Source organism: Paenibacillus oryziterrae, assembly GCF_042610485.1.
Lineage (GTDB): Bacteria > Bacillota > Bacilli > Paenibacillales > Paenibacillaceae > Paenibacillus_AQ.
On sequence record NZ_JBGJZO010000011.1, the window covers coordinates 18073 to 31032 of the forward strand.

Consider the following 12960-nt stretch of genomic DNA (forward strand, 5'->3'; position numbering starts at 1 on the left):
TTGAGCGTTTCTTTTGATCTTATTCTCCACCATAAGCAAATGAATGGTAATGTTGAGCGGTTTATAGGTTAAATTGCTGAACAACATACAATTGAATATGAGGCGGAGCTTTATGATGCCAATTGCTGAGAGTTGGTCGCCCATCCAGGTCCACTGAACCCGTCACAGGGAGCGCTAATGAACATTTTTGTGCCTAAAAACACTATTCTCCAATATAGGCCGCAAGACCCGCCCCATAGAATTATAACTTCAGCAGCTTGTCCACGGATTCTTTTGACAAAAGCTGTCTCAGCGCTTACCATTCAATATAGAAAGAAAGGAGAGGGTCGCCTTGAATTGGCTGGGTTCACTGCAGCAATTAGGCAGAGCCGTTATGCTCCCTACCATGGTGTTGCCGGCGGCAGCTATTCTTCTTAGCATAGGCAGCTTACCGTGGTCTGCATGGGGACTTTCTTCGGTATCCGAAGTGGCAACATATGCAGGGCAGGGGATTTTTTATTTTATGCCTTATCTCTTCGCTGTAGGTGTAGCGTGGGGATTGTCCAATCAGGCTGGACCAGCGGGACTTGCCGCTTTGGCGGGAATGTTCACCTATGATCGAATTGTTATCAATATGGGAGACGGGAGCATTCAACCCGCTACACTCATTGGGATATTGCTCGGAATTGTTGCCGGCGTAGCGCATAATCGGTTTAAAAATATCAAGCTTCCGGAAGCGATCCAGTTCTTTGGAGGGTCGCGTTTTGTTTTGCTGTTTATGGGATTGTTCTCGGCATTATTCGCCTGGGTGATGCTGGGGGTCGCGCCGGTTCTGCAGCTGGGTCTGGAAGATCTGTTTAGAGTGATTCAGCAGACTGGCAGCTACTCACTGTTCCTTTATGGCGTATTGTACCGAGTATTGACTGCTTTTGGATTACATCACATTCTAAACAATGTGTTCTGGTTCGAACTGGGGACGTTTACAACGCCTGACGGTATGGTTGTTCAGGGCGATTTGCCGCGTTTTTTTGCCGGGGATCCGACTGCAGGCAGTTTTATGGCCGGATTGTTTCCGATTATGATGTTTGCGCTGCCAGCGATAGCATTTGCTATTATCCAGGAAGCCCGTGAGGATTTAAAGCCAAAGATCAAGAAGACTTTTTTGCGTGCGGCTTTGGTCTGTTTCCTGACTGGAGTGTCAGAACAGATTGAGTTCGCATTCTTATTTGCTTCTCCATATTTATTTATCGTCCATACCGTAATGTCCGGTCTGGCTATGGTGCTGACGTACTGGCTTGGAATTCATCACGGCTTCTCGTATTCGGCGGGTGCAATTGATTTCTTCCTGAACCTGCATCTGTCGCAGCGGGCATGGCTGATCATTCCTATCGGGATCGGATACGGAATCGTTTATTATAACTTGTTCCGCTGGGCGATCAGGCGCTTTCAAATCCCGACACCTGGCCGTGAAGAAGGCTCAGAGCTGGGCGATTGGGCAGGGAATATTCCTTATCAGGCGCCTCTTATTCTGGAAGCACTTGGAGGTAAGGAGAACATTGTTCAGGTTCAGGCCTGCATTACAAGGTTAAGGCTTACGGTGCATAATGACCGATATATAGATACAGGGGCTCTTAAAGGTCTTGGTTCGGCAGGAATTATCAAGCTTGGCGGCGGTAATGTCCAAGTCGTATTTGGTACCTATTCCGAGCTGATCCGCGAAGAGATTAATAAGCTGCTGCTCCGTGATCTGCCGCAGGTATTGTTCGCTGCTCCGATGCAGGGCCGGATGCTGCCGATTGAGGAAGTTCCGGATCATATTTTTGCGGCCAAACTTGTGGGTGATGGAGTTGCTTTCATACCGGAGAAAGGCGAACTCGTCTCCCCGGTGTACGGCAAAGTCATGCACGTATATCCTACGATGCACGCGATCGGTGTTTCAACGCCGGAAGGATTGGAGGTACTTATGCACATCGGTATTGATACCTCCCAGCTAAAAGGGCCGTTTGAGTCGTTGGTGAAGGAAGGCGACAGTGTCGAGCCAGGCCAGCTTTTGGTCAAATTCGATCTTCCGTACTTGCGAGAGCATGCCTCTTCGCTGGCAACACCAATGGTGATTACCAATCCGGACCGTGTCAAATCCTGGAGCTACGCTCCATTTAAAAGTGTAAAAAGAGGACAGTCCTCCGTGATGTCGGTTGTACTGCATGAAAGTAATGTTGGAGGGGTTGAACCATGATACAAGGCATTGGCGCCTCATCAGGTGTTGCCATCGGGAAAGCCTTTGTTTTGCCGAACTGGGAATGGAGCCTGCCGGATAATGAAGTGAATCCGGTGGATCTGGCTAAAGAATTTGAGCGTTTATATGAAGGTATCCGTACATCCAAGGATGAAATAGAGTTCATCAAACGGGAATTCCGTGAGGTCGTGGGACCGGAGGAGTCCAGTATTTTTGATGCACATCTGGCCATATTGGATGATCCGGTGTTCATGAGCGAAATCCGCGGCATCATTGAACGGCAGTACAAAGCGGCAGAGGTTGCCGTCAAGGAAGCCATCGATCATTTTGTAGCGATGTTTGATCTGCTGGATGATGAATATATGAAGGAGCGGGCGGTTGATATCAAGGATGTCGGCAATCGTCTGTTGAAGCATTTGCTTGGAGCACCTGAGGTGACTCTGCCTTCCGATACACAGCCTTATATTCTGGTGGCCAAAGAGCTGTCTCCTTCACAATTAGCTCATTTGAATCCGAATTATGTACTTGGGATCGTTACGATGATGGGAGGCAAAACCTCTCACTCTTCCATTATGGCCCGGGCACTCGGTATACCGCTTGTGGCAGGTTTGGAGAACAAGCTTTCTCAGCCGATTCAAACCGGAGATATGATCGTCTTGGACGGAGAGACAGGTCTTGTGCAGATGCATCCCGATGAGCCTACAGTCCGGGAATATACTCAGATCCGTGAGAAGCAATATAAAAAACGAGAACAGCTAGAGTTGCTGTCTACCGTTGAAGCAGTTACTAAAGATGGCGTTACCTTGAGACTGGCGGGAAATATCAGTTCTGTGAAAGAATTGGATCTGGCTTTGAAGTATGGAGCCGAAGGGGTCGGGCTATTCCGGACAGAGTTTCTGTATATGGACCGGGATACGTTCCCAAGTGAAGAGGAACAATTCGAAGTGTACAAGCTGGTTGCCCAAAAAGTCGGAAAGAACTCGGTTGTCATCCGAACACTGGATATTGGTGGCGATAAGCATCTGGATTACTTCCAGCTGCCTGAAGAGCAGAATCCATTCCTGGGCTACCGCGCGATTCGCATCAGCCTTGACCGCAAGGATATGTTCAAAACCCAGCTGAGAGCCATTCTGAGAGCCAGCGTCTATGGGAATGTGAAGTTAATGTTCCCCATGATCTCCTCAGTCGAAGAGGTACTGGAAGCGAAAGCTGTATTGGGTGAGGTCAAGGAAGAACTGGAGATGTCCGGTGTCCCGTATAACCGGAATATTGCCGTAGGTATTATGATTGAAGTGCCGGGAGCTGTTCTGATCAGCGATTACCTCGCGGAAGAAGTCGACTTCTTCAGTATTGGTACCAATGATCTGGTGCAGTACGTGCTTGCTGTAGACCGGATGAACGAACAAATTGCCCACATGTACCATCCGTATCACCCGGCTGTATTGCGGATGATTAAGATGACGGTGGATGCAGCACGTAGCAAGGGAATCAGCGTCAGTGTATGCGGTGAAATGGCTGCCGATGAACGATCTCTTCCATTGTGGCTAGAGCTCGGAATCCATGAACTTAGCATGTCCCCTCAATCCTTGCTGAAAGTGAAGCACCGCACTTTAAATATACTGGCATCGGAAGCCAGAACGGTTGCTAAGGCATGCCTTAAGAAGCGTTCCAGCACGGAAACTGAGGAATTACTGAATCTCTTTGCAGTCCCGGGTGAGGTTCCGCTTGCAGCGGGCTCGAATGCCAAAGAAAGAACCTCATAGACTCTGCACAGGAGCTGCAGGCGCTTTATTGGCATCATTGATAACTATAGTTCAGCATCAAAGTCCGGCACAGGGTTGCCGGGCTTTATTTATTTGCGTAGGCCGGGCTGCCATAACTTTAGATCTGGCGAGCTTGGAGTAGAACCCAAATGCGGCTGTGTTCGACTAAGAAAGCGGGCAAGCTTTTCTAATATGGAGAGGGTGGATGATTTCTTCGAAATTTAAATTTTGAAAAAATAACTATTAGGATTTAAAATATAGTCTATTGATCCATGTTTATGAAAGGGGGGACAAGCATTGGAACTTGGTGTAAGCACCTTTGTCGAGACAACGCCTGATGTGACCTCAGGAGAGACGATGAGCCATGCAGAGCGAATGCGTGAAGTAGTGGAGGAAATTGTACTCGCCGATCAGGTGGGACTGGATGTATACGGTATAGGCGAACATCACCGGCATGATTTTGCAGCTTCTTCACCAGCAGTTATTATGGCGGCTGCGGCATCCCTGACAAGTAGAATCCGCTTGACCAGTGCGGTTATGATCCTATCGTCTTCCGATCCGGTGCGCGTCTTTCAGGATTTTGCTACACTTGACGGTATTTCGAATGGGCGTGCGGAGATCATGGTTGGCCGCGGTTCGTTCACCGAGTCATTTCCTTTGTTTGGGTACGATCTTCAGGATTACGAAGAATTATTTGAGGAGAAACTCGATTTGCTCTTGAAAATCCGGGAGTCGGAGAAAGTAACGTGGAGCGGTAATCATCGGCCTGCCATACATAATCTTAGCATCTACCCGCGTCCGGTTCAGGATCCGTTACCGGTCTGGATTGCCAGTGCAGGCAGTCCCGATTCAGCGGTCCGTGCCGGGTCCTTGGGATTGCCTTTTGCTCTGGCCATTATCGGGAATGTTAATCCGTCGCATTACGCATCACAGGTGAGACTCTACAAAGAAGCGGCAGCGAAGGCAGGTTATGATGTCTCCAAACTGCCTATTGCTTCTCATTCTCACGGTTTCATTGCGAAGGATACGAAGTCAGCCATAGAACAGTTCTTCCCATCAACCTTTGCCCGAACGAATGTGAGGGCGCTGGAGAAGGGGGTCCCTCCTTACCTTCGTACCGATTATGATGCGGCATGCAGTTTTGATGGAGCCTTATATGTGGGGGATCCTGAGACGGTTGCGGACAAAATCATTCATCTGCGCAAGCATGTGGGAATCACGAGGTTTCTATTGCATGTGCCGCACGGCACGATGCCTCATGGTGAAGTCATGGAGGCGATCAGACTGCTTGGAACTGAAGTGGCACCCCGCGTGCGGCAAGGAATTGCGCGTTGGGAGCAGGGAATGGACTGAAGCAAAAATACAGCTTGCAAGAGGTACCAATGGAGGACGGCGGAGACGCCGTCCTTTTTTGTGGGTAGCGTGCCTACGTATCTGCCACCTGTGAAATCCGGCCGTGGTAGAGGTCATTACGGGTTTCGTTTGAAATGCTGAGCCAGCCCGGCTGGTCCCACTGTGGAGAAACGCCCTGAGACTGCAGTCGGTGCTGGCTTTGTAAGCCGTCGTTAATTCACTTTAGGCTGTAAACATCCCTGCCTTACTCTTCGTGCGTCTACTCTCGATCACCTCTTCGTAATCTCTGATCAGCTCGTCAAAAATATGCTCCCAGGAGCGTCCGAGCGCCAGCTTACGTCCTTCCATACCCATAGTTGACCGCAATCCAGGCTGGGCGGACATGTTACATATCTCCTTTACGAGTGATTCCGAACTTCGAGGCTCGAACAGTGAGCCGTTAACACCGGGCACAACCAGATCTCTTGTACCACCTGCATTGGCGGTGAGGACCGGAAGCCCGGAAGCCATTGCTTCAAGGACGACATTACCGAAGGTCTCGGTACAAGACGGAAAAACAAATAGATCTGCGGAAGCATACAGCTCCGCCAATTCCTCGCCAAATTTAGCGCCGGCAAAAGTAATATTGCCAGTTGCCTGAGCTCGCAGTTCGGACAACAGCGGGCCGTCTCCAACGACCAGTAAGTGGACTTGGGCTGCTGTGGATTGTGGCAGCTGCCGCATAGCCTGCAGTAGGGTAGAGATATCTTTTTCCGGTGCGATCCGGCCTACATACAGCAGTAATAAAGGTGCAGTTATCCCATAACGCTCATGCACAGCTTCACTCCGTTTCTCCGGTGTATACAAGCTGCAGTCAATGCCTCTGGACCAGAGCTTCAGACCTGTAAACCCATGCGAACGCAGTGAGCTAATCGTCTCCTGGGAGGGAGCAAGGATGGTATCACAGGAACGGTGAAACCACTTCATGTATTTCCAGTAGAGCGGTATGATTCTTTTCATGCGGTAGTATTCAAGGTACCGGTCGAAATGTGTATGGTAGGACACAACATGGGGGAGATTCTGTTTCTGGGCATAGCGCAGGCCGGTTATTCCGAGGTTGAAGGGTGTAGCCATATGCAGTATATCGGGCAGGAAGGACTTCAGTTCATTTTGGATGGAGGACATACTCGGCAGGGCCAACCTGCACTCAGGATAGAGAAAAAAAGGAATGCTGGTTATGGAGCGTACCGGTTCGGCAGTATCCTTTTCCGGAGCAGGCTTCGGTGTGAACAGTAGATGCTCAATGCCGCGGCGGTGCAGGTGACCGGTCAGCCGGTTTAATGTACGGGCTACCCCGTTAGTCTGCGGCAGATAGGTGTCCGTGAACAAAGCAAGACGCATGAACAACACCTCCCATATTCTCTTGTTGCCCTGATCATATCAGGCTAATATTTGACGGGAGTTAACGTCAGATCCAGAAATTATAAAATTTAATTATGGAGATTGTAATTCTGGAAATAAAACAAAACCGTTTGCTCAGTTATTCAGTCATTATAGTATAGAGGTTATAAAGAAAGTGATTTGCATGTGGAACGGGTGGGGAGGAGAGCACTCATAGCGATGGAAAATATAATGAAAGCCGAGGCAGCGCATGCCAGTGAGGAAGAACAGTTTTTTGATCAAGTATCCAAGCAGCAAAAACTGCTCTACGGCATTGCCTACAGCTACATGCGGAGCGAGTCGGATGCACTGGAAGTGCTGCAGGAGGCGACCTGCCGGGCATGGATCAAACGGAGAAGCCTCAAGGACCCGAGCCGGTTCACACCTTGGCTGATCCGGATTGTGCTGAACTGCTGCAAAGATGAGTTGAAGCGAAGAAAGCGGACCCTTACTTCTGAACCGCAGCGCTTCGAGAGCGGAGTTATGGAGCTGGCAAGCGACAATAAGCTGGATATGGCGCAGGCGCTGGAACAGATTAAGCCTAAATACCGTCAGGTGCTGGTGCTGAAGTATTATCGCGATATGACTTTGACCGATATAGCTGAAGTGCTGGAGAAGCCCGAGGGAACAGTCAAGACGTGGCTGAACAAAGGTCTGAAGCAGCTGCGGGAGAAAATGAATGAGAGAGGGGGGGTATAACATGGTTGAACGGGATGAGGAACGGGTACAGGAATACTTCAGTAGAATAAGGGATGAGTCGGAAAATACTTCGGATTCGGTGATGGAATCGGCAGTTTTAAGAGGAATCGAGCAGGGGAAGCGGCGGAAAATCCGAAGACGCAGAAGTTCTATATTAGTTACGGCAGCCGCTGCAATTCTTCTGGTATTCGCTGCCGTATCTACAGCAGAGACATTGGAGCAGCGGGCCAGGCTTGCCGCACAGCAGCCGAAGCCGTGGAACGAGCTTGAGGTCTTTCGCCCCCTGATTAAGGACAATCTGACTTTAAAATCTGCTTTGGATGCCGGATATGTACAGCGGTTCGAGAATGCTGTTGCAGAGAAGGATGGTTATAAGTTAACCGTTAACGGCGCTGTGGCAGATAAATATGGGATGCTGCTACTGTATACATTCGAGAATACTACAGGACAAAAAGTCGCTTTTGGCGGTATGCAGATTCAGGATTCAGACGGCAGCAGCTTGAACTACGGTTTATATACCAGTTCATATACTGGTGATAGCCAATATACGCCCGTTGAACATCGAATGATTGAGGTGCGGTGGGAACATCCCGGGGAGCTTCAGAATCGGCTGATGGCTGAGCTGAGCTTCACTAAGAATCCTGTAAGTAATCCGGCCATTGGTGGACCAGATGAACTCTCAAAGGCACCTGAAGACCTGTTAACGTTGAAGGTTCCGATTATCTTGGATCCTGTGATGTTAAATAATCCCGGTGAGGAAATTACCCTGAATCAAACGATCGAAATAGCAGACCAATCCATTATTGTGAAAAAAGCCATAGTTGCTCATACGGGAACTTATATCACTATACAGAATGCTCCGGACAACTCTATGGAGATCTTTAGTTTGATTGACGCTAGAGTGGTTGAGGGTGGAGAATCTCGAACCTATGGTTTTGGCAGCTCACTTGGTTTCGGAGTACCTGACACAGGACAGACGCTTGTGTTTGATCACGACAATATGAATAAGGACGATGCACTTGCACTAACATTGAAAGGTATTCATGCCCTGGATAAATCCAAATTAGATGTTATTGTGGATACGGATAAAATGAAGATTCTGCAAGCGCCGGATGGTAAGCTTAGCGTGAGCAAAGGAGAACAATATGACCGTCCTGGAGAGATTGCTTTTAACTATACTATGAATGATCCAGATAATGCTTTCGGTATAAATGTAGGTTCAGTAAGCCTTGATAATACCTTTACTGACGGAGATGGAGATCGTCATGAGTTCAAGACAAGTGGCAGCTCACAATCAACCGGAGGGCCGGAAGGTTATGTATCCAGTTCATTTTATGATAAGGGCTCCGCTGATTTACCTCAGCCGCTTACTTTTAAGCTCTTCAGCTACCCGAGTCCGATCATGGAAGAGCACACTCTAAAAATCCGCTAGCTCATGATCCACGCAAAAAGCCTGCCCTGCCGGACCGTATCGTCCAGTGGAGCAGGCTTGTATTCAGTTACTCTCCGGCCAGAGCATCGCAAAATGCTTTGCCGTAAGGCGGCAGATCCGGCGGCCGTCGCGCCGAGATGATATGTCCGTCCACGACGACAGCCTCGTCTTTCCAGATCGCACCGGCATTTTCCATGTCGTCACGTATACCCGGGGTAGAGGTGACAGTTACCCCATTTAGAATCTTCGCTGAAATCAGAACCCAGCCTGCGTGGCAGATCTGGCCGATCGGCTTCTTGGCTTCATTCATGTCCCGCACCAGTTCCAGTACCTTGGGGTAGCGGCGCAACTTATCCGGCGCCCAGCCTCCAGGCACTAGAATCCCGTCATAATCGGTAGCGTTAAGCTCATCCCAGGAATAATCGGCTTTTGCAGGAACGCCATATTTTCCGGTGTACACATGGTCCTTGACCAGTCCTGCCAGATGCACCTCAGCGCCTTCCTCACGAACACGGTATACGGGATACCATAATTCCAAATCTTCGACTTCATCGTCTACAAGTGCTATAACCTTTTTTCCGGTTAGTCTCATGGTGGGTAGCTCCCTTCGAAGAACAAGTTCTGTTAATTGTAGCAAATTTAAAATATGAAGTCACGGAGCAAAGGTATTTTATTGCTTTCTTGGTAAATAAAACACGATATGCAAATGAGAAGGTATTCGGGAGGGGAGGTCGAATATTTAGATTTGAAAAGGGAAGTGTGTGTCCTTTTTCAATTTCATGCTTGAGGTGTGGGAGATGTATAATGACGGTTTGATGAGCAAGTCATGCAGCTGCGGCGGGAACATGACCATACATATGCATACGTTAATCTACAGTGCGAAAGTCAAAATCACCAATGTACCTGTGTATACTTGCCAGGAATGTTCCAGGTATGAGCCGATACCATTGATCAAAAGGGATCTGGCTAATCTGATTAACGGGTTTGGTGAACCCGCCGCTAGATACAAGTATTCTTTTTCGGAGGTCAACGAGTGGGCCAGGGTTCTTAAGGAGACCTTTGCCGGTTTTGCTGCGGGTAATCTGACCGACTTGGAGAACGCTATTGTTTCTGCCATTCAAAGCCGAATTGATGTATTGCTTGATATTTATAAGTTTGCTGCTGACTGTTCAGATCACAAATGGATGGAAGAAACCGCGCTCCGGCTGTCGCAGTTGACGCTTCCTTCACATGAAAATGCAAAATGAAATTTTTTCTGCAAAAAAGATGAAAAATTTTCACGAGTAATAGATTTTTAACTCATATTTTGTTAGGATATAGATAGAACAAGGAAATTCTATAATTTTTAATTCATTTTAGTGTAACGATTTTTCCTTTGAAAGAAATAATGAAAGGAAAATGAAGCGTTATCATTGCACAAAAGTACAAAGTGTCGTATCATAATTTTAATTAGTCGAACGATAAAATTTATCGCAATGGAGAGAGTAATTTGACGGTAACCATTTACGATGTAGCTCGAGAAGCAGGCGTATCCATGGCTACGGTATCACGGGTTGTGAACAATAACCCTAATGTGAAACCGCAAACCCGGAAGAAAGTATTTGAAGCAATTGAACGTTTGGGCTATCGTCCCAATGCTGTGGCAAGAGGTCTTGCTAGTAAGAAGACAACTACAGTTGGAGTTGTGATTCCCGATATCTCCAACTCGATTTTTGCAGAAATTGCTCGCGGAATTGAAGATATTGCCAACATGTATCACTACAATATTATTTTATGTAATGCGGACAAGCGTAAGGAGAAGGAAATCCGTGTAATTAACACGCTGTTAGAGAAACAGGTGGACGGGCTTCTTTTCATGGGCGGTACCGTAACAGAAGAACATATTCAAGCATTCCAGACTTCGGCAGTTCCGATTGTACTTTGCGCAACGCGGGATGAGAAGGGAACTTATCCATCCGTAGATATCGATCATGAGACAGCTGCATTTGATGCAGTGAACACGCTCATCCGCCACGGACACCGTGAGATCGCAATGATCAGTGGTACCCTTCAGGATCCGGCTAACGGATTTGCCCGTTTCCAAGGGTATAAGAAAGCACTGGTGGCTGCAGGTATCGAGTATCAAGAAGATTTGGTGCGGATTGGCAACTATCGTTACGAATCCGGTGTCGAAGCGATGAAATACTTCTTGGGTCTCAAGAAGAAACCGACGGCGATATTTGCTGCAACAGACGAAATGGCAATTGGAGCCATCCACAGCATTCAGGACGAAGGTCTGAAAGTGCCTGATGATTTCTCGATTATCAGCGTAGACAACATCCGCATGGCATCCATGGTACGTCCTCTGCTGACGACGGTTGCACAGCCGATGTATGATTTAGGCGCAGTAGCTATGAGACTTCTGACCAAGCTGATGAAGAAAGAGACTGTGGAGAATTCACGGGTCATTTTGCCGCATGAGACGATTCTTCGTCTGTCTGTAAGTCATGTGAACGAATAATAATTATATTATAGAATAGCTTTAAACGTGGAGAGCTCCTTTTGGGGCTTTTTATGTTTTTATAGTCTACTTCAGAAAGGGCGAATAACCTTATGGGCCAAATGATTGGATTGATTGGAGCAATGGATGAGGAGATCAGACTTCTTCTCGATGGGATGGAGGACCGGAAGACCGTTACTAAAGCCGGAACGGACTATTTCACGGGGATCGTAAAAGGAAAGTCTGTAGTGGTCTGCAAATCAGGTGTGGGCAAGGTGAACGCCGCAGTTACGGCACAAATACTGGCGGATACATTTCAGGTATCCTCGGTTTTATTTACAGGCGTTGCCGGAGCGCTCCATCCGAATCTTGAGATCGGAGATATTGTGATCTCTTCCGAATGCATGCAGCACGATATGGACGCTACGGCTTTGGGGTTTGCCCGAGGTGTTATTCCTTATCAGGAAGTGTCTTGCTTTCCCGCTGATTCCGCATTGGTTGCGCTGGCTGAACAGGCCTGCCTTGAACTGGATGTTGCACATATGACGGGTACAATCCTTTCTGGTGATCGTTTTATTGCTGATCCTCTTGAGGCGGCCAGTCTGCATGAGCAGATGGGCGGACTATGCACAGAGATGGAGGGGGCGGCGGTAGCGCAGGTATGTTATATGAACAATGTACCATTTGCCATTCTTCGTGCGATGTCCGATAAAGCGGATGGTTCGGCACATGTGAATTTCGCTGAATTCACCGTCGCTTCATCGCTGCGCTCACATATGATTTTGGAGGCCATGCTTGATTTAATGTAATTCAGTCGCTGGCATAGAATGCCATTAATACATAAACCGTTGTCTGAATCGTACCCTGTCGAACATTTCCTTAGAGGACAGAGGTACTTTGCTGCCAATACGGACCATCAGACAGTTGGCTGGATGTGAGCATATTTCCGGGTCATCCGTTGCATACCACACCATATCTACAGTCTTCATGAGCTTCTCCATCATCTGACGGTATGCCCATACATCCAGCCCACTGCCTTTGAGGTCCCAGTGCCAATAATATTCGGTAGTAAAAACAATGTAATTCTCCAGCTGCTCCCCCTCAAAGGCGGTCTTGATCATCAGGCGGCCAAGACCCGCACCGCGATATTTATCGGCAACCTCAACCGCACCCAGCTCGATCAGATCCTCCATATTCCCCTGAGACCATAACTCCATCTCATCCGGATAATGAAAGGTCACATAGCCGACTATGGTGTTACCCTCTATTGCAGCAATAACTCTCCCTTCAGGCAGGCTGGCAATGTCTACGAGAGCTTCCAGCTGCTCCTTGGGCCTCCGGAAAGCATCCAGATCCGGATGCATCACAAGATTCTCCAGAAAGGTAGCGGCAAGCGGCCCTTGAACGGTAAGGCTCTTGCCGGCATGACTAAGTGAATGGGAATGGATAACCTTAAGCTGCTCCATAAAAGGCTCCTTTCAACAACGTTTAGGGGATGGAATGAAAACGCTTGCTGTGATATACTGATTCAGACATAAAATATTCACAATTGAACCATTGACATCATTAATATGTAGAAGGTCTTGCTCTAAGCTTAATT

General features: G+C 48.1%; 11 protein-coding genes. 8 read left to right on the forward strand and 3 right to left on the reverse strand.

What is annotated here, in order from left to right; genetic code table 11:
• Positions 1-331 precede the first annotated feature (331 nt).
• The 3 genes from ACAN55_RS13405 (at position 332) to ACAN55_RS13415 (ending at position 5331) form a co-directional block, all read left to right on the forward strand.
• Positions 332-2215 carry a glucose PTS transporter subunit IIA gene (locus tag ACAN55_RS13405; RefSeq protein ID WP_379133368.1) on the forward strand — a complete coding sequence of 628 codons (1884 nt, stop codon included), beginning with the start codon at positions 332-334 and terminating at the stop codon, positions 2213-2215.
• Entirely contained in the window at positions 2212-3978 is a 1767-nt protein-coding gene (gene ptsP / locus ACAN55_RS13410; RefSeq protein WP_379133371.1) for a phosphoenolpyruvate--protein phosphotransferase, read from the forward strand. Before ACAN55_RS13405 ends, ptsP begins: the two co-directional genes overlap by 4 nt.
• 297 nt (positions 3979-4275) lie before the next feature.
• Positions 4276-5331: an LLM class flavin-dependent oxidoreductase gene (locus ACAN55_RS13415; protein WP_379133374.1), complete on the forward strand. Its 1056-nt coding sequence runs from the start codon at positions 4276-4278 to the stop codon at positions 5329-5331.
• A 222-nt stretch (positions 5332-5553) separates the two neighbouring features.
• On the opposite strand, the gene ACAN55_RS13420 is transcribed toward ACAN55_RS13415, so the two are convergent.
• The gene (locus ACAN55_RS13420; protein ID WP_379133377.1) at positions 5554-6711 is read right to left on the reverse strand and encodes a glycosyltransferase family 4 protein; all 1158 of its coding nucleotides are present in this window, start codon (positions 6709-6711) and stop codon (positions 5554-5556) included.
• Between the two features lie 219 nt (positions 6712-6930).
• On the opposite strand from ACAN55_RS13420, the gene ACAN55_RS13425 reads away from it, so the two are divergent.
• The gene (locus tag ACAN55_RS13425) at positions 6931-7449 is read left to right on the forward strand and encodes an RNA polymerase sigma factor (RefSeq protein WP_379133379.1); all 519 of its coding nucleotides are present in this window, start codon (positions 6931-6933) and stop codon (positions 7447-7449) included.
• Between the two features lies 1 nt (position 7450).
• Entirely contained in the window at positions 7451-8881 is a 1431-nt protein-coding gene (locus tag ACAN55_RS13430; protein ID WP_379133382.1) for a DUF4179 domain-containing protein, read from the forward strand.
• Between the two features lie 67 nt (positions 8882-8948).
• Here ACAN55_RS13430 and ACAN55_RS13435 read toward each other — a convergent pair whose 3' ends face one another.
• Positions 8949-9473 carry a type 1 glutamine amidotransferase domain-containing protein gene (locus ACAN55_RS13435; RefSeq protein ID WP_379133384.1) on the reverse strand — a complete coding sequence of 175 codons (525 nt, stop codon included), beginning with the start codon at positions 9471-9473 and terminating at the stop codon, positions 8949-8951.
• A 187-nt stretch (positions 9474-9660) separates the two neighbouring features.
• Here ACAN55_RS13435 and ACAN55_RS13440 point away from each other — a divergent pair, with 187 nt between their 5' ends.
• From ACAN55_RS13440 to ACAN55_RS13450, 3 genes are all read left to right on the forward strand, one after another.
• On the forward strand, positions 9661-10128 hold the full coding sequence (locus ACAN55_RS13440) for a hypothetical protein (RefSeq protein ID WP_379133387.1): 468 nt from the start codon (positions 9661-9663) through the stop codon (positions 10126-10128).
• Between the two features lie 242 nt (positions 10129-10370).
• Complete coding sequence (gene ccpA, locus ACAN55_RS13445) at positions 10371-11381, forward strand: catabolite control protein A (protein WP_379133390.1); 1011 nt, start codon at positions 10371-10373, stop codon at positions 11379-11381.
• Positions 11382-11473: 92 nt separating this feature from the next.
• Positions 11474-12169, forward strand: coding sequence for a 5'-methylthioadenosine/adenosylhomocysteine nucleosidase (locus ACAN55_RS13450; protein ID WP_379133393.1), 696 nt, complete (start codon positions 11474-11476; stop codon positions 12167-12169).
• 24 nt (positions 12170-12193) lie between these two features.
• On the opposite strand, the gene ACAN55_RS13455 is transcribed toward ACAN55_RS13450, so the two are convergent.
• Positions 12194-12826, reverse strand: a complete 633-nt coding sequence (locus tag ACAN55_RS13455; RefSeq protein ID WP_379133396.1) for a GNAT family N-acetyltransferase — start codon at positions 12824-12826, stop codon at positions 12194-12196.
• Positions 12827-12960 lie beyond the last annotated feature (134 nt).

Coding starts and splice junctions, on each gene's coding strand:
- ptsP (WP_379133371.1), top strand. CDS start 2,212: ATGATACAAGGCATTGGCGCCTCATCAGGTGTTGCCATCGGGAAAGCC.
- ACAN55_RS13430 (WP_379133382.1), top strand. CDS start 7,451: ATGGTTGAACGGGATGAGGAACGGGTACAGGAATACTTCAGTAGAATA.
- ACAN55_RS13435 (WP_379133384.1), bottom strand. CDS start 9,473: ATGAGACTAACCGGAAAAAAGGTTATAGCACTTGTAGACGATGAAGTC.
- ACAN55_RS13455 (WP_379133396.1), bottom strand. CDS start 12,826: ATGGAGCAGCTTAAGGTTATCCATTCCCATTCACTTAGTCATGCCGGC.
- ACAN55_RS13425 (WP_379133379.1), top strand. CDS start 6,931: ATGGAAAATATAATGAAAGCCGAGGCAGCGCATGCCAGTGAGGAAGAA.
- ACAN55_RS13420 (WP_379133377.1), bottom strand. CDS start 6,711: ATGCGTCTTGCTTTGTTCACGGACACCTATCTGCCGCAGACTAACGGG.
- ACAN55_RS13440 (WP_379133387.1), top strand. CDS start 9,661: ATGCTTGAGGTGTGGGAGATGTATAATGACGGTTTGATGAGCAAGTCA.
- ACAN55_RS13450 (WP_379133393.1), top strand. CDS start 11,474: ATGGGCCAAATGATTGGATTGATTGGAGCAATGGATGAGGAGATCAGA.